Origin of the sequence: Amycolatopsis sp. CA-126428, from assembly GCF_002904335.1 — a bacterium.
Lineage (GTDB): Bacteria > Actinomycetota > Actinomycetes > Mycobacteriales > Pseudonocardiaceae > Amycolatopsis.
The window spans coordinates 78,581-94,615 of record NZ_PPHF01000152.1 but is presented as its reverse complement, the minus strand read 5'-3'; the positions used below and the strand labels follow the sequence as shown (position 1 = coordinate 94,615).

General features: G+C 72.7%; 10 protein-coding genes. 4 read left to right on the top strand and 6 right to left on the bottom strand.

Features of this window, described 5'->3' with window-relative positions; all coding sequences use genetic code 11:
* Positions 1 to 13: 13 nt before the first annotated feature.
* Together C2L58_RS37865 and eccCa are read right to left on the bottom strand one after the other, a co-directional pair.
* Positions 14 to 2,002, bottom strand: coding sequence for an Hsp70 family protein (locus C2L58_RS37865; protein ID WP_103342432.1), 1,989 nt, complete (start codon positions 2,000 to 2,002; stop codon positions 14 to 16).
* A 103-nt stretch (positions 2,003 to 2,105) separates the two neighbouring features.
* Positions 2,106 to 6,119, bottom strand: a complete 4,014-nt coding sequence (eccCa, locus tag C2L58_RS37860; RefSeq protein WP_103342431.1) for a type VII secretion protein EccCa — start codon at positions 6,117 to 6,119, stop codon at positions 2,106 to 2,108.
* Between the two features lie 308 nt (positions 6,120 to 6,427).
* Between eccCa and eccD the strand changes: the two genes are divergently transcribed.
* Together eccD and C2L58_RS37850 are read left to right on the top strand one after the other, a co-directional pair.
* A complete protein-coding gene (gene eccD / locus C2L58_RS37855; protein ID WP_103342430.1) occupies positions 6,428 to 7,792 on the top strand; it encodes a type VII secretion integral membrane protein EccD in 1,365 nt (454 codons plus the stop codon).
* A 20-nt stretch (positions 7,793 to 7,812) separates the two neighbouring features.
* The gene (locus C2L58_RS37850) at positions 7,813 to 9,420 is read left to right on the top strand and encodes a S8 family serine peptidase (protein ID WP_103342429.1); all 1,608 of its coding nucleotides are present in this window, start codon (positions 7,813 to 7,815) and stop codon (positions 9,418 to 9,420) included.
* Between the two features lie 39 nt (positions 9,421 to 9,459).
* Here C2L58_RS37850 and C2L58_RS37845 read toward each other — a convergent pair whose 3' ends face one another.
* The 3 genes from C2L58_RS37845 to eccB form a co-directional block, all read right to left on the bottom strand.
* Positions 9,460 to 10,524, bottom strand: a complete 1,065-nt coding sequence (locus C2L58_RS37845; RefSeq protein ID WP_103342428.1) for a WXG100 family type VII secretion target — start codon at positions 10,522 to 10,524, stop codon at positions 9,460 to 9,462.
* A complete protein-coding gene (locus tag C2L58_RS37840; protein ID WP_233226168.1) occupies positions 10,521 to 10,838 on the bottom strand; it encodes a hypothetical protein in 318 nt (105 codons plus the stop codon). Before C2L58_RS37840 ends, C2L58_RS37845 begins: the two co-directional genes overlap by 4 nt.
* 64 nt (positions 10,839 to 10,902) lie before the next feature.
* On the bottom strand, positions 10,903 to 12,540 hold the full coding sequence (gene eccB / locus C2L58_RS37835; protein ID WP_103342426.1) for a type VII secretion protein EccB: 1,638 nt from the start codon (positions 12,538 to 12,540) through the stop codon (positions 10,903 to 10,905).
* 663 nt (positions 12,541 to 13,203) lie between these two features.
* On the opposite strand from eccB, the gene eccE reads away from it, so the two are divergent.
* Both eccE and C2L58_RS37820 read left to right on the top strand, forming a co-directional pair.
* The gene (gene eccE / locus C2L58_RS37825) at positions 13,204 to 14,385 is read left to right on the top strand and encodes a type VII secretion protein EccE (protein WP_199191645.1); all 1,182 of its coding nucleotides are present in this window, start codon (positions 13,204 to 13,206) and stop codon (positions 14,383 to 14,385) included.
* On the top strand, positions 14,382 to 15,101 hold the full coding sequence (locus C2L58_RS37820; RefSeq protein ID WP_103342423.1) for a hypothetical protein: 720 nt from the start codon (positions 14,382 to 14,384) through the stop codon (positions 15,099 to 15,101). The genes eccE and C2L58_RS37820 overlap by 4 nt, the downstream gene beginning before the upstream one ends.
* Positions 15,102 to 15,159: 58 nt before the next feature.
* Here C2L58_RS37820 and truA read toward each other — a convergent pair whose 3' ends face one another.
* The gene (gene truA / locus C2L58_RS37815; RefSeq protein WP_103342495.1) at positions 15,160 to 15,993 is read right to left on the bottom strand and encodes a tRNA pseudouridine(38-40) synthase TruA; all 834 of its coding nucleotides are present in this window, start codon (positions 15,991 to 15,993) and stop codon (positions 15,160 to 15,162) included.
* Between the last annotated feature and the right edge of the window lie 42 nt (positions 15,994 to 16,035).

Here is a 16,035-nt window from a genome sequence, read left to right as displayed (position 1 = left end):
GCGTGCCCTCCTCTCAGTTGAGGATTTCCACCGTGCGCACGGCTTGCACGCAGGCGGCCGCGACCCGATCCCGCAGCGGGGCCGTCGCGTACTGGCAGCCGACGTGGACGCGGATCCGGCCCTTCGCCACGACGTACCAGTCGACCTGGAGATCGGGCCGGTCCGGCTTGCTCTCGTGGTACCCGATCACCGTCTTGCCGGCGTACGACAGGCTCGGGTCGAACGCGCTGTAGCGCGACTCCCGCTCCGCGCTTTGTTTCAGCGCGTCGACGAGCTTCTGCGGGTCGGCGGTCGCGTCGTAGTCCATGACGTACTCCTGCGCGACCAGCAGGTCGTTGCCGTCACGGGACTCCTGCGGGTGGATCACGACCTGCTTGTCGGCGACCCTGTCGTCGGTTTGGACCCAGTCCTCCGGTGCGACGAACTTGAAGTCGTACTGCGAAAGCGTCCGGCCGCTCTCGGCCTGGTTCCCCGAGTTCGCGAACACGAGCACCCCGGCGACGACGAGCGCCGCCACGACGACCACCGCGGCCGCGATCAGGCCCCACAGCTTGAGGCGGCTCTTCCCGGCCGGTTCCGGTGCGGGACGGGCGCCGGCGGGCGGGCCCGGCGGGTTCGGCCGGGCGGGCTGCCCGGCGGGCGGCGTCCACAGCCGGGCCACCGGCTGGCTGGCCGGCGGCGACGGCGGGGGCGCCGGGCGGTTCGGGAACCCACCCGGACCGGAGCGGGGCGGTGCCGGGCGCGGGGCGACGTCGCCGGGGCGGACGACCTCCGTGCGCTGCGCCGCCGGGTTGAGGGCGCCGCCCGGTGCCGCGCCCAGCCGGGCCATCGCTTCGCCGGGCAGCGCGCCGGTGCGGTCCGGGTCCACCAGCACCGCCCGCAGCGCGCCGCGCGCGACGACCGTCTCGGGCTGGTCGAGGCTGGTCGGCACGACACCGGTGCGTTCGTGCACCAGCCGCGAGATCATCGGAATCCGGCTCGACCCGCCGACCAGGAAGATCGCCGTGAGCTGCTTCGGCCGCAGACCGGCGTCGCCGATCGCGGCGACCGTCAGCTCGACGGCCCGGCCCAGCGGCGCCGTGATCAGCCGCTCGAGGTCCTCGCGCGTGACGTGCGCGTCGGCGAACGGCGGCGGCATCGGCACGTCGGTGTAGGCGTGCCGCGACAACGTCTCCTTCGCGCCTCGCACGTCTTGGCGCAGTACCCGGCGGCGGCGCCGGTCGGCCAGCTCGCGGCCTTCGACGAGCTCGCGCCAGGCGTCCGGATCGGCCGCGGAAACCAGCGAACCGAGGTGCTCCAGCAAGGCCTGGTCGATGTCGGCGCCGCCGAAGGCGGGATCGCCGCGGGTGGCGAGCACCTGGAAACCGCCGCGCTGGGGACGGCCGGCGCGGTCCCGCGCGGTGTCCGGCGGCAGCCGGCGCACCACGCTGACGTCGACCGTGCCGCCGCCGAGGTCCAGCACCGCCAGCGCTTCGCCGGGGCGGCCGCTGAACTCGACGGTGCGATCGTCCTTCATGTCCTGCGGCGCGAACGTCGCCGCGTGGTAGACCGCCGCGGCGACCGGCTCCGGCACCAGCGCGACTTCGCGCGCCAGCCCGCCCGCGGCCTGCCGCAGCAGCCGGGTGCGGATCGCGCCCCAGTCCGCGGGGTGGGTCAGCACGAGCAGGTCGACCTCGGCGTCCCCGGCCAGGCGGCGCGCTTCGGACACCGCGCGCCCCAGCACCGCGTGCACGACGTCGGTGACCCGCAGGACGTTCTCGCCGAGCAGCAGCTCGCCCTCGTCGATCCGCCGCTTCGGGTTCGGCTCGTACCGCGACGGGTCGACCGCCGCCTGCCGCTCGGCCTCCTGGCCGACGAACAGCGTGCCGTCCGCCGCCGCGTAGACCGCCGAGGACATCAGCGGCTGGCCGTCGATCACCACGACCTGCGGCTCGCGCCCGTTCACCGAGGCGACGACGCAGGTGCTCGATGTCCCGAAGTCCACCGCAACCCGGACCGTCACCGGCAGCTCCCGCCCATTTCGTCGCGTTCCCCCGCGCCCCGCCGCCGGGACGCGCCCTCGGGGAGGAACCTACCCACCTCGCCGGGAGCGCGTCCGGCCGCCATCAGTCCGGCTGGATCCACGACACCTGGATGAGCTGCTTGCCGTACTTGCGGGTGAGCATGTTGCCCCGCCCCGGCGGCATCGGGCCGGCCTTGATGTTGCCGACCAGCGCGCCCTCGTCCCGCGAGCCGTTCATCACCATGCCCGGGGCCGCGATCTCCTTGAGCTTGCCGATGATCGGGTCGTACATCGCCTTGCTCGCGCCACCGGTGCGCCGCACGACCACCAGGTGCAGACCGACGTCCTTGGCCTGCGGCAGGAAGTCGGAGATCTTCCGCAGCGGGTTGTTCGACGACGTGGCGACCAGGTCGTAGTCGTCGACGAGGATGAACAGCTCCGGGCCCTTCCACCAGGACCGCGTCTTCAGCTGCTCCTGCGTGACGTCCGGGCCCGGCAGGCGGCGCGTCATCGAGTTGAAGACGTCGCCGACCATGCTCTCCAGCTGCGCGGCCGAAACCGCGTAGCCGAGCAGCGAATCGCCCTGGATGAAGCCGAGCATCGTGCGCCGGTAGTCGACCAGCAGGATCAGCGCTTCCTTGGCGGTGTAGCGCTCCGAGATGCCCCGGGCGATCTGCCGCAGCAGGTTCGTCTTGCCCGACTCGCCGTCCGCGAAGGCGTAGAAGTGCGGTTCGGCGTTGAAGTCGAGGTAGACCGGCTGCAGGTCCTCTTCGTTGACACCGATCGGGACGAGCTTGGAGTCCCGGGCGGAGTCGAGCTTGAGCACGTCTTCGTAGGTGATCAGCTCCGGCAGCAGGCGGACCTGCGGCGCGACCCGGCCGCGCCAGGCGCCCTTGATCTTCGCCACCGCGTCGGCCACGCCGGACGCGACCGTCTCCGGGTCGCTGGACCCGTCGATCCGCGGGAGTCCGCCCAGCATGTGCAGCTTCTCGCGGGTCAGGCCCCGGCCCGGCCGCCCGGCCGGGATGTTCACCGCGATGCGGCGGTCGATGTCGGACTCGGTCGGGTCACCGAGGCGCAGCTCGAACCGGGTGCCCAGCATGTCCTTGATCGCCGGGCGGATGTCGGCCCACCGGTTGGCGGAGATGATCACGTGCACGCCGTAGGACAGACCCTGCGTGGCGAGCCGGGTGATCGTGGTTTCGAGCTCTTCGAAGTCGTCGCGCAGGGCGCGCCAGTTGTCGACGACCAGGAACGCGTCGCCGAACGGGTCCTGGTCCGGCCGGATTTCGCCGCGGCGCTTGCGGTTGCGGAACTCGGTCATCGAGTCGATGCCCATCGCCCCGAACCGGCCTTCCCGCTCGGTGAGCAGGGTGGTCAGCTCGGCCACGATCCGGCGGGCCTTGTCCGGCTCGCGCCGCGCCACCGCGACCCCGCCGACGTGCGGCAGGCCGGCCAGCCCGGCCAGCGTGCCACCGCCGAGGTCGAGGCAGTAGAACTGCGCCTCCTCCGGCGTGTGCGTCAGCGCCATCGACATGATCAGCGTCCGCAGCATGGTCGACTTGCCGGTCTGCGGGCCGCCCACGATCACGCCGTGGCCCGCCGCGCCGGAGAAGTCGGCCCACAGCGGGTCGCGGCGCTGCTCGTACGGCCGGTCGATGATGCCCAGCGGCACCTGCAGCCGCCCGTTGCCGAAGAAGCCGACCGGGGACAGGCCGCGGTCGTCGGTCGGGTTCAGGTTCGGCAGCAGGGTGTCGAGGGAGTTCGGGTCCTTCAGCGGCGGCAGCCACACCTCGTGCGCCGGCGGGCCCTGGCCCACCAGACGCGAGACGATGACGTCGAGCTCGCTGGGTTCGACCGCCTCTTCGGACTGCCGCTGCTCTTCCTTCGGCGCCGCCTCGACGAACTGCGGTTCCGGCTCCTTCGGGAGCTCGACGAAGTCCGGGACGAACAGCTGCGGCCGCTTGTCCGCGCGGACCACGGTCGCCGCCGGGCCCGCCGCCTTGAGACCGGCGGGCCGGTACGGACCCGAGACGTAGGCCGCCTTGAACCGCACCAGCGTCGAGGTGTCGTACTTCAGGTAGCCACCACCGGGGACCGACGGCAGCTCGAACGCGTCCGGCACGCCGATCGCGGCGCGGGACTCCGCCGCCGAGAACGTCTTGAGGCCGATCCGGTACGACAGGTGCGAGTCCAGGCCGCGCAGCTTGCCTTCCTCGAGGCGCTGCGAGGCGAGCAGCATGTGCATCTGCAGCGACCGGCCCAGCCGGCCGATGGCGACGAACAGGTCGATGAAGTCAGGCTTCGCCGACAGCAGCTCGGAGAACTCGTCACAGACGATGAAGAGCGCGGGCAGCGGGTCGAGGTCCGCGCCGTTTTCGCGGGCTTTCTCGTACTCCCAGACGTTCTTGAAGTTGCCGCCGTTCTTCAGCGCTTCCTGGCGCCGGTTCATCTCGCCGGCCAGCGCGTCCTTCATGCGGTCGACCAGCGTGACCTCGTCCGCGAGGTTGGTGATGACCGCGGAGACGTGCGGGGCCTTGTCCAGGCCCATGAACGTCGCGCCACCCTTGAAGTCGACGAGGACGAAGTTCAGCGTGCTCGACGAGTGCGTGGACAGCAGGCCCAGTACCAGGGTGCGGAGGAACTCGGACTTGCCGGAGCCGGTGGCGCCGATGCACAGGCCGTGCGGGCCCATGCCTTCGGCGGCGGCTTCCTTGATGTCCAGCTCGACCGGCTGGCCGTACTCGCCGACGCCGAAGGGCACGCGGTAGCGGTCACGGATCGGCCGCGGCCGCCACGCCTGCTGGACGTCGAAGGTCATCGGGTCGCCGGGGATGCCGAGCAGCTCCAGCAGCGACGGGTTGGACAGCAGCGGCTCTTCGTCGCCGACGTCCTGGCCGGCGGCGCCGCCGACGCGGTACGGCGAGATGAGCCGGGCCAGCGACTCGGTCTCGACCAGGCTGAGGGTGTCCGGGCGGCCGAACCACTCGACACCGCCGGCGCTGCGCGCACCCAGCCTGTCGGCTTCGACGACCAGCCGGAGGCCGCGGCGGGCGGCGAGGTTGCCGAGAGAGTCGGACAGGTCGATCAGCGTGACGCCGACCAGGCCCTCCTCCAGGACGATCTGCTCTTCGCGGGTGACCTCGGCGTCGTCGATGATGATGACGACGTGCGGCTGGTCCGGCGCCGGCGTGGCGTTGCGGGAGAAGCGCTGGCGGTCACGCAGTTCTTCGTCGAGCCAGTCTTCGATCTGGGCCAGCGAGCCGGCCATCATCCGGAGCTGGCCGATGCCGTCCGACAGCGTGGGGTGCTGGGCGTGCGGCAGCCACTTAGCCCACTCCCACTCCTCCTTCGCCCGGCCGGCGGTGGCGACCGCGATCAGCACGTCGTCGGGGCTGTGGAAGGAAACGAGCTGCGCGAGCATCGCGCGGGTGAGGCCGCGGGTCAGCGCGCGGTCGCCCTGCATGCTGACCGCGGCGAACCCGCGGAGGGTGATCTGGGTCGGCAGGTCGGGGACGATCGAGTGCGCGCGCACGAACCGGCGCAGCGCGAGGGTGGCGATCGGCTCCAGCTCGTCGACGGGCCCGGTCTGGGGCGGGACGAGCCGGGTGGCGAGCCGGTGCGAGCTGCGCCCGACGCGCAGGTGCAGGAAGTCCTGGTCGTTCTGGCGGCGTTCCCACATCCGGCGGCTGGCGGCCAGCGACCAGAGGGACTGCGGGTCGGGGTGCACCCACTCGAGGGCGGCGCGCTGGTCGACCATGGCCTCGCGGGCGCGATCGCGCATCTGGCCGAGGTAGCGGAGGTAGTCCTTGCGGTCCTCGTCCATCTCGGCCCGCTTGGCACCGCCGCCCTTGCCACCGCCGCCGGCCATCATCCCGAGCGTGCCGACGACCATCATGCCGCCCATGGCCATCATCATCGGGTTCCGGTTGCTGGCCTGGAACATGAAGACCATCATCCCGAGCGACGCGACGATCATGACGACCGGAAGCGCCTTCATGACGATGTTCCCGGGGATGACGCGCGGCACCTCGGGCGGCGGCTCGAGGTGCACCTCACCACCCGGCGGCCGCGGTGCCGCCAGCCGCGGCGACTTCTTGAACTGCAGCGTGCTCATCGAAGGACCCCTCATTCAAACGCGACGATGGCGGCCACCGCGCAAGGTGTGCGCGACCAACCTATCGAACGCCCCCCGGGAATTCCGCCGGATGCCGGAACCCCCCGGAAACGCTGCCCGATCGTCGTCAGGCGAGTGTACGGCCCGGCACCGACAGTAATGTCGGCTTCGCGGCCCTGAGCTGCGGTGGCCGGTGATTTTCGGACGTTCGGTGATGCCCGCGGCGTGGTTCGGTATAAGTTCCCCACGAGCAGTATCGACCGAGCGGGGGCAGTGCAGTGGCTACGGGCACGACAGTTTTCAGCAGGGTGACGGTCGTCGCGCCGTCCACCCGGATCGACGTGGCGCTGCCCGCCGACGTCGCGGTGGCCGATCTGCTGCCGATGCTGCTGGACATGGCCAAGGAGACCGCGCCCGACGGTGGGGCCCGCCACGGTGGCTGGGCGCTGGCGAAGCTCGGGGACGCGCCGCTCGATCCGAGCCGCACCCTCGCCTCGCTCGGGGTGGTCGACGGCGAGCTGCTCCAGCTGCGCAAGCGCAACGAAAACCCGCCGCCGCCGCTGTACGACGACGTCGTCGACGCCATTGCCGAGTCGTCCCCGGACAGCTTCCGGCCGTGGACGAAGGAGACCGCGAACCGGTTCGGGCACGTGGCCGGTGGGCTGGCGCTGTTCGCCGCCGCCGTCGCGCTGTTCATGAGCGGCTCCTTCTACGGCGGGAGCGCGCTGGGCGCGGCCATCGCCGGCGGGATCGGCGCCATCGCCTGCGTCGCCATCGGCGCGACGCTCGCCAAGGGCTACCAGGCCGAGCCGACCGGCGTGCTGATCGCCGCGGCGGGTGGGCTTCCGCTGGCCTTCGTCAGCGGCTTCTACATCGTGCCCGGGCTGTCGCTGCGGGCGAACCTGCTGCTCGGCGCGGTCCTGGTGATCATCGTCGCCTCGGTCTGCATCATGGTCATCGGCGCCGGCATCACGACCTTCATCGCCGCGGCCACCGCGGGCACCTTCGGCGCGCTGGCCTTCCTGTTCGGCACGCTCGTCGCGCACCCGGCGGCCGGGATCGCGGCCGGCACCGTCGCGGTCGCGCTCGCCTGCATCTCGATCCTGCCGCGCGCCACGATCTGGCTCGCGAAGCTCCCGCTGCCGCACGTGCCGAGCAACGCCGAAGAGCTGAAGGAAGACTCCGGCTTCCCCGACTACCGGGCGATCGAGCGCCGCACGGCGATCGCGCACAACTACATGACCGGCCTGATGGTCGGCTGCGGTGCCACGGTGGCCGTCTCGGCGGTCATCGCCGCGAGCGCGCCCGGGACGTTCGGGATCATCCTCGGCGTCGTCGCGACGCTCGTCCTGCTGCTGCGCGCCCGCGCGTACGCCAACGGCAGCCAGGCGATCGCCCTGCTCACCACCGGCCTGGTCTCCGCCACCGGGATCGCCGTCGGCTGGCTGATCTCGGCGAGCGCCCAGAACCGCCTGCTCTACGTCTTCGGCGTGCTGATCCTGCTCGCCGCGGGCGCGCTCGTCGTCGGCGTGATCTTCCCGAACCAGCGGTTCTCGCCGCCGCTGCGGCGCACGGTGGAGATCATCGAAGCGATCTGCATCGCCTCCGTGCTGCCCCTCGCCCTCGGTGTGATGGACCTCTACACCACCCTGCGGCACCTGAACTTCAAGTGACCGGATCGGGTGACTCTCCGATGGCTGCAGCACGGCGTCCCGGCGCCCCCCGAAGGACCACGACGGCCCTGCTGGCCGGCACGATCGGCCTCCTGTCGCCGCTGACGCTCGCCGTGCCCGCGGGGGCGCAGGCCGCACCGGCCGACGGCTACTTCGGGACGCCGCCGCCGGTCGACATGGACAAGCTGATCCCCGACACGCGCCAGCCCGACAAGACGTACACGCAAACGAAGGGCTGCGTGCAGCGCAGCACCCTCGGCCAGGACATCCAGATCAAGAACCGGCCGTGGGGCCAGGAGTACCTGCAGATCTCCAAGGCGCAGGAGATCGTCAAGGCGGCCAGGGGCAGCGCCGGCGGCGGCGTCCGCGTCGCGGTGATCGACACCGGCGTGACGAAGCACCCGTGGTTCCAGGACCGGCTCAAGTCCGGCGGCGACTACGTGGCCACGCCGACGAAGGGCCAGCAACCGGGGCTCGAGGACTGCGACGGCCACGGCACCGAGGTCGCCGGGATCATCGGGGCGAAGCCGGACAACCCGGAGGTCGGGTTCGTCGGCGTCGCGCCGGACGCCACGATCGTTTCCTACCGCCAGCTCAGCGAGAACTACGAGCCCGCCAAGCAGACCGCGACCCCCGGCTCGAGCACGCCGCCGTCGTCGAGCACCAACCCGCCGTCCGGGTCGAGCACCGAACTGCCGCCGGGGGGTGGCGGCGGCGCCGCCGAAGGCGACGGGACGTCGCCCGGGCAGTCCAACGGCGGGCGGCAGCTGGAAAAGGCCGGCACCGCGGGCACGCTGAAAACCCTGGCCGAGATCATCCACGGCATCGCCGAGCGGCACGAGGCCGACGTCATCAACATGTCGGTCGACAACTGCCGCCAGGCCAGCGGGTCGATCACCGAAGGCGAACAGCAGGTCCAGGCAGCCGTGCGCTTCGCGGCGGACGCCGGCATCGTGATCGTCGCCGCCGCCGGCAACGCGACGGACACCTGCCCGCAGAACGACCAGCCGGACGCGCGGAAGCCGAAGACGATCGTGACGCCGCCGTGGTTCGCCGACGACGTGCTGTCGGTCGGGGCGATCGACGAGTTCGGCAGCGTGGCGCCGTTCAGCGTGCACGGCCCGTGGGTCGGCGTCGCGGCGCCCGGCACGAAGATCGTCTCGCTCGACCCCGCCGAGGGGTCCGGCAGCCTGGCCAACCTGACCTTCGAAAACGGCGACAAGGCCAGCGAAATCCAGGGCACCAGCTTCGCGTCTCCGTACGTGGCGGGCCTGGCGGCGCTGGTCAAGGCGATGTACCCGAAGCTCACCGCCAAGGGCATCGTCAACCGGATCAAGGAGACGGCCCAGCACCCGGCGGCCCCGGGCGGCCGCGACAACTTCGTCGGCTACGGCGTGATCGACCCGGTGGCGGCGCTGACGCAGGTGCTGCCGTCGGAGGTCGGGAACCAGGCGCCGATCCCCGCCCCGCAGATGGCCCAGCTCCCCCCGGCGAACGACCACAGCTCGACGCCGATGATCGTGGCGCTGGCCGGCACGGCGGGCGGCGTGCTCGCCCTGCTGATCACGTTGTTCGTGATGCACACGATCCGCCGCAACCGCCCGGCCGAAACCGGCACCCGCCGCTGACCCCTGGGCCGGAACGGGATCCGTTCCGGCCTGAGGGGGTCACGTCGCGGGCGGGGCCGGCGGTTTCTTCGGCTGCGGGGTTTCGTCTTCGCCGATCACCGGGGGTGCGACCAGGCCCGGCTCGCCCAGCAGGTCGGACGACTTCGTGACCGGGCGCGTCTTCGACGGGCGGCGAGCCTGGCCGCCGCCCGAGCCGAACGCCCCGAAACCCATCATCGGCATCATCGGGACCCCGCCTGACGAGCTGTGGTCCTGCTCCGCGGGCGGCGCCTGAGGAGCGGCGGCATTGGCGGGCTGCGCGGGGTCGGGGGTTCCCGCGCCCGTGTGACGGCCCTCCGCCTGGCCGTCGGCCGAAGACGGGGTCATCACCTCGTCGTCCGAGGACGGCGACGAAGCCGTGTCCGTGGCGTCCGTGGTGGCCTGCTCGCCCGCTTCGTTCAGGGCGTCGTCGTGCAGCTTGAAGCGCTCCGGCGGGTACCGGTGCCGGATCTCGATGGTGCGGGACGCCGCGTCCGGGTCGTCGACGCCGTCGCACAGCCGGTCGAACGCCTCCATGACGTCGCGCGCGGTCTCGTGCAGCGCCTTCGCCGACTCCTGCGTCTCCTCCAGCTGGGCCCGCGCCCGCTTGGGGCCGCCGGCCGGGAGCAGCATCGTCTCCGACGTCAGCTCCGCCGCGTCCACCAGCACCTCGACGAGGTCGACGACCACGTGCCGCACGGTCGTCACCAGCTCGTCCAGCGCGCCGGCCAGGGTGTCGAGCGCCTCGTGGAGGTCGCCGCCCGCTGCGCCGACCGCGCGGATGTACGTGACGAACGAGTCCGCGTCGCGGCCCTCCCAGCCCGCGTCGAGCCGGCCGAGCTCGTCGTCCAGGCGGGTCGAGACCTCGGCCGCGACCGAAGCCGCCTGGCGCAGGCGATCCGCTTCGGCACCGAGGTCGGCCCAGCGGCCGAGCAGCGGCCGGAAGTACGTCTCGACGGGGTCGATGACGCCCAGCTGCCGCGCCAGGTCCGTGAGGTACGCCAGGTACGGCTCGGCCGCCGCGGTGATGTCCTCGCCCGCGGGCACCGGCACTGAAGCCGCCGGGGAGCCGGTCTCGGTCGTCATCCGTCGAGCCTCCCGGCCCGCTTGATCAGCTCCGCGGCTTCCGCGTCCTGCCCGCCGTGGCGGATCGCCACCTGCCGCAGCGCCTCCGCGGCCGAACGCAGCGCCTCGGCGCCGTCGGCCAGTTGCCGCCGCAACGCCCCGGACGCGCGGCCGTAGGACTCGCCGAGGCCGATCTGCGCGCCCAGCGTCCCGTAGGACTCCGCGGTGACGTCCCCGCCGACCTCGGCCGCCGCCACGTCCAGCTCGGCCGCGGCGGCGTCGGCCGTCTCGGCGTACCGGGCGACGACGACGCCGTCCATCCTCAAGCCGGCCACGGCACCTCCACTCACGAGAAAGACCCTCGAGCGTGGGACGCCCGGCGCGGCCCGGCGGTTCCGCTCAGTTCCCGGGCTGCGGGGTCGGGTACGCGCCGGCGTTCGGGTCGATCGGCACGGCGTCGAACTGCCGCAGCACGTCCTGGGTGTTCAGCGACGCCCCGGTCGGCAGCAGCCCGATGATCGACTCCGGTGCCGGCTGCCGGTTGTTCATGCCGATCGCGTCCGCGGTCTGGGCGTCCGGGACGCTGTAGCGGACGCCCCGGTCGGAGATCAGCTGGATCTGGCCCTTGCCGAAGCTGGCCTTGCCGGTGGCGGACTGGACGACCGCGGCGAACCCGGGCTTGAGGTAGAAGCCGTTGAGCGGCACCCGGTTCGGGCCCGGCGTGGTCACCGTCATCGGGACGAACTTCTCGCCGCCGCTCTTCTGGCCGGGCAGCTGCGTGTCGACGTACACCGAGGTGTGCGCGTCCTGGTCGGGGCCGGACCCCGCCAGCGACCAGCCCAGGCACGCGACCGACGAGTTCTTCGTCGCGTCGAGGACCGTCGGCACCGAGCGCGGGAAGTCGTCGACCGCGATGTAGTCGGGGTCGGCCGGCTGCATGGTGTGCACCCCGGCGAGCTTGTCGAGGCCCAGCGTCTGGATCCGGCCGGAGCTGCCGTTCTTCGCGACGCGGATGATGTCGGCGACGGCGTTGGACACCCGCTGGATGCCGCCGCGGGTGATCGCCCAGTAGTTCAGCGTCGTCTCGCCGGCCTGCTGGGTGGCGAAGACGTCGCCGACGGTCAGGCCGTCGAAGTCGGCCGGGACCTGGCCGTTGGCGATCTTCGGCGGCGTCAGCTTCGCGACCTCGGGGATCGCGTTGAGCAGCCCCTGCGTGATCTTGCGCGGCGCCGGCGGCAGCTGCAGCGCCGTCCGGACGGCGTCATTCGGGTTGTCGACGTCGATCTCGGCGCGCACGGTGTTCGCGTTCGGCCGGTTCCGGGAGCTCGGCAGCCGGTAGACGAGGTAGGTCTTCCCGTTGTCGGCCTTCGCCAGCAGCGCCTCGTTCTCGCGCAGCTCGGTGCCCAGGCCGCTCGGCGCGATGCCGCCGAAAACGTAGGTGTTGGTCCGGCCGGTGTCGGGGTTCGGCAGCGACGGGTCCAGCTGAACCTGGTCGCAGACGGCCCAATTCGGGGTAATTCGCTGGGAATCCGTCGGGATCAGCTGCGGTCCGTCCGGAATTCCGGTCAGTTTCTCGCGCGGAATGTCCTTCAGCTGCTCGTCGGAAACGACCGTGGGATTCTTCACACTCGCCGGGCTCGCCGCGGCGGGGGCCGGGGTGGCGGCCGCACCGCCGGCGCCCGCGTCCGAACTGGTCGACTTCTGCTGGGCCAGCAGCAACAGCCGCGCCGACGCGAGGTTGAACGTCGGGATCAGCTTCTTCGGGTTGCCCGTCACCACGTACACCGTGCCGGACTGCTCGCCGATCACGATGTTCCCGGCCTCGGGCACCGAAGGCGCCGGGCTGAGCAGGCCCCAGACGACGAACACGATCATGCCGAGCGCGCCCAGCACGACCCCCACGATGGTGGCCCGCGTGTGGGTGCGCATCGGGTCGTGCAGCATCACGGCGTCCCGCCGGACCAGCGCCGACTGCATCCGCCGTAGGACGAACTGATACGCCTGGACCTGAGACTTAGTCGTCGGTGTTGATGGCATTCTCGACCTACAGCTCTCCCCGTCGCGGTACGGTTCCGCAGGATAGCCGTACGGGGACCGTCTGGTGTGGGGTTTCTACCAACTCCAGCTAGGGTCGGGCTCCCCGGGACCCGGCTTCCGGGTACGCAGCAAGCACGAGGGGAAGAGAAAGCGCGGATGTCCGTCACCACTCCTCCACGTCCGCCTGGCCCGCCCGGGCCCCCGCCGCCCGGTGGCCGTCCGCCGGGCCCGCCGCCCCGGCCGGGCAGACCCGGTGGTCCCGGTGGTCCCGGCGGTCCCGGTGGTGTTCCCGGCGGCCCCGGCGGACCTGGTGGTGTACCCGGCGGACCTGGAGGCGGACCCGGTGGCGTCCCTGGCATGCCCCCGCGCGGTCCCGGCGGCCCGGTTCCCGGTGGTCCTGGTGGACGCCCCGGCGGCCCGGGTGGCCCTGGCGGCCCGGGTGGCCCTGGCGGCCCGGGTGGTCCCGGCGGCCCAGGTGGTCCCGGCGGCCCTGGCGGCGGCGGTCCCGGCGGCCCCGGTGGTCCCGGCGGCGGTGGCCCGGGTGGTCCCGGCGGCCCGCAGGGGCCCGACGACAGCGGTCCCGCCACTCCCCCGTCCGGCGCGACCCGGGTGGCCCCGCCGGCGCGGCGGCGGTCGGCCGGCGTCACCCTCGGCCCGCTGCCCGTGGCCAACCTCGTCGTGCTCGAAGTCGGCCTCGCGATCGGCCTGGTCCTGCTCGCGATCGACATGTCGCTCAAGTGGGTCGGCGTCGGCATCGTCGGCTTCGCCCTCATCGTCGCGCTGCTGCGCTGGCGCGGGCGCTGGTTCACCCAGTGGGTCGGCCTGACGCTGCGCTACACCTTCCGCTCGCACGACCGGGTCGCGGACCCGCTGCCGCCGAGCACCGTCGAAGCCATGACCGCCGAAGAAACCACGGTCACCGGCCCCGACGACGCCCGCGTGAACCTGCTCCGCATCGCGGTGCCGGACCTCGTCGTCGCCCACGGCGTCGACCACGAGCGCCAGCAGGTGGGGCTCGCGTGGAACGACGGCACGTGGACGGCGGTGCTGCTCGTCGAGCCGGCCCCGGCGTTGATCACCCAGGCCGATGGCGCACCGAGCCTGCCGCTGTCGGCGCTGGCCCCCTGCCTCGAGGACCGCGGCGTGGTCCTCGACTCGATCCAGACGATCTGGCACTGCTACCCGGGCAGCGCGGCGCTGCCGTCGGACTCGCCGGCGCTGAGCTCCTACATGGAGGTGCTGGGGCCGCTGCCCGCGGCCGCCCGGCGCACGACGTGGGTGGCGATCCGGCTCGACCCGCGGCGCTGCCCGGCGGCGATCCGGGAGCGCGGCGGCGGCGTCGTCGGCGCCCACCGCGCGCTGATCGGCGCGCTGTCGCGGGTGCGCAACGCACTCGAGTCCCAGGGCGTGCCGACGCGGCCGCTCGACCCGGACGAGCTGCTGCGGGCGAGCATTTCGGCCGCGGAGCTGACCTCCGTTGCCGGGTCGCCCACCAAGGTGACGCTGCAGGAACGCTGGTCCGGCGTGACCGCGGCCGGGATCGGCCACGCGAGCTACGCCATCACCGGCTGGCCGAAGGGCAAGGTCGCCACCAGCCTGAACGCGCTGACGAGCGTCCGTGCGCTGTCGGCGACGTTGGCGATGTCGATTTCCCCGGCGTCCGACGAGGGCAAGATCGGGCTGCGCGGCGTGGTCCGGCTGAGCGCGCGGAACCCGCGTGAGCTCGACGCCGCCGACCAGCGGCTGCAGGGGCTGTCCGAGCGGCTCGGGGTGGCCCTGACGCCGCTGCGCGGCCTGCAGGTTTCCGCGTTCGCCGCGACGTTGCCGATCGGAGGCACAGCATGAGTTCGCGCGTCCGTGACGCCGGGCAGAACAGCGGTGTGGCGCCGGAGTTCACCGTCGACCCCGCGATGCTCGACGCGATCAGCCCTTCGGGTGACCGCGGCGGCATCGTGCTCGGCTCGGGCCTCAAGGGCGAGCCGCTGACCATCTCGGCGTTGCGCTCGACCCCCACCCGGATCGTGCTGGTGGGCGGGCTCTACCTGGCCCGCCAGGTGGCCATGCGCGCGATGGCGGTCGGCGCCTGGGTCGTCGTCGCCACCGGGCGCCCGACCGAGTGGCAGGTGCTCTCCCGGGCGGCCGGCAGCCGCGACGGGCGGCCGTCGCCGCTGGTGCAGATCCGCCGGCTGTCCCCGGTCGAGCTGCCGCGGCCGTCGGAGGACGCGCCGCTGCTGGTGGTGACCGACGGCGGCCCGACGCCGCAGGACCTGTTCCCGCCCCGCTCGCCCTGGCAGACGACGGTCTACGTGCTCCCGTACCTGCACCCGCAGGCGGGCGCGACGGCCAACGCGGCGGATCTGGTCCTGATGCAGCGCCTCCCGGCCGGCCAGGCCGAGCTGGCGGCCCGCATCTGGCGCCTGCCGCCCCAGATGATGCGCCAGCTGACGACGTTGAAGGACGACCAGGCGGTGGCCCTGGGCCGCAACCTCTGGCGACCGCTTCGCCTGGTCACCACGGGCAAGGAGCAGCAGCTCCTCGGCCCGGTCCGCCGCGGCGACTGAGCCCGCTCCCCGCACCGCGGTCGTGAGTGGAAAAGAGGGTTCTAGCCCTCTTTTCCACTCACGACGGTGAGGTGCGGACGTTGCGGGTCTGCTCGGCCCGCGCCGCGAGTTCTTCGTCCGGCGGGTAGTCCACGCCCAGCAGCGTGAGGCCGTGGGCCGGAGCCACCGCGCTGTCGCGGATGCCGCTCTCCAGCACCTTCGACGGCCACGCGTCCGTGCGGCGGCCGTCGCCGACCAGGAGGAGAACGCCCACCAGGCTGCGGACCATCGAGTGGCAGAACGCGTCCGCCGAGACCCGGACCTCCAGCAGGTGCTCGTCCACCCGCGCCCATTCCAGGCGCTGCAGCTCGCGGATCGTCGTGCCCGTCTCGCGCTGCTTGCAGTAGGCCGCGAAGTCGTGCAGGCCCAGCAGCTCCGCGGCGGCGGCGTTCATCGCGTCCGTCGAGAGCGGACGGTTCCACGCCAGGGTGTCGTGGCGGCGCAACGGGTCCACGCCCCACGGCGCGTCCGAGACGCGGTAGCGGTAGTGCCGGCGGATCGCCGAGAACCGCGCGTCGAAGCCCTCGGGAGCGACCCGGGCACCCAGCACCCGGACGTCACCCGGCAGCAGGCGGTTCCAGCGGCCCGCCATGCGCGTCAGGTCCGGGATGCCCTCGGCGGAGACCGGGACACGGCCTGAGGAGCCCGGAGCGAGCGGCACGACGTCGACGTGCACCACCTGGCCGGTCGCGTGCACCCCGGCGTCCGTACGGCCCGCCACGACGACGGACTTCGGCACCGCGGCTCCCGGTGGCTGCCGCTGCAGGGCCTCCTCCAGGACGCCCTGGACCGTCCGGCGGCCCGGCTGCCGGGCCCAGCCCGAGAAGTCCGTGCCGTCGTAGGAGACGTCCAGGCGCAGACGAACGAGCCCGCCCTCCCCGAAGGGAGTGGCGGG

Coding starts and splice junctions, on each gene's coding strand:
- C2L58_RS37850 (WP_103342429.1), top strand. CDS start 7,813: ATGGCTGCAGCACGGCGTCCCGGCGCCCCCCGAAGGACCACGACGGCC.
- eccB (WP_103342426.1), bottom strand. CDS start 12,540: ATGCCATCAACACCGACGACTAAGTCTCAGGTCCAGGCGTATCAGTTC.
- C2L58_RS37845 (WP_103342428.1), bottom strand. CDS start 10,524: ATGACGACCGAGACCGGCTCCCCGGCGGCTTCAGTGCCGGTGCCCGCG.
- eccCa (WP_103342431.1), bottom strand. CDS start 6,119: ATGAGCACGCTGCAGTTCAAGAAGTCGCCGCGGCTGGCGGCACCGCGG.
- C2L58_RS37820 (WP_103342423.1), top strand. CDS start 14,382: ATGAGTTCGCGCGTCCGTGACGCCGGGCAGAACAGCGGTGTGGCGCCG.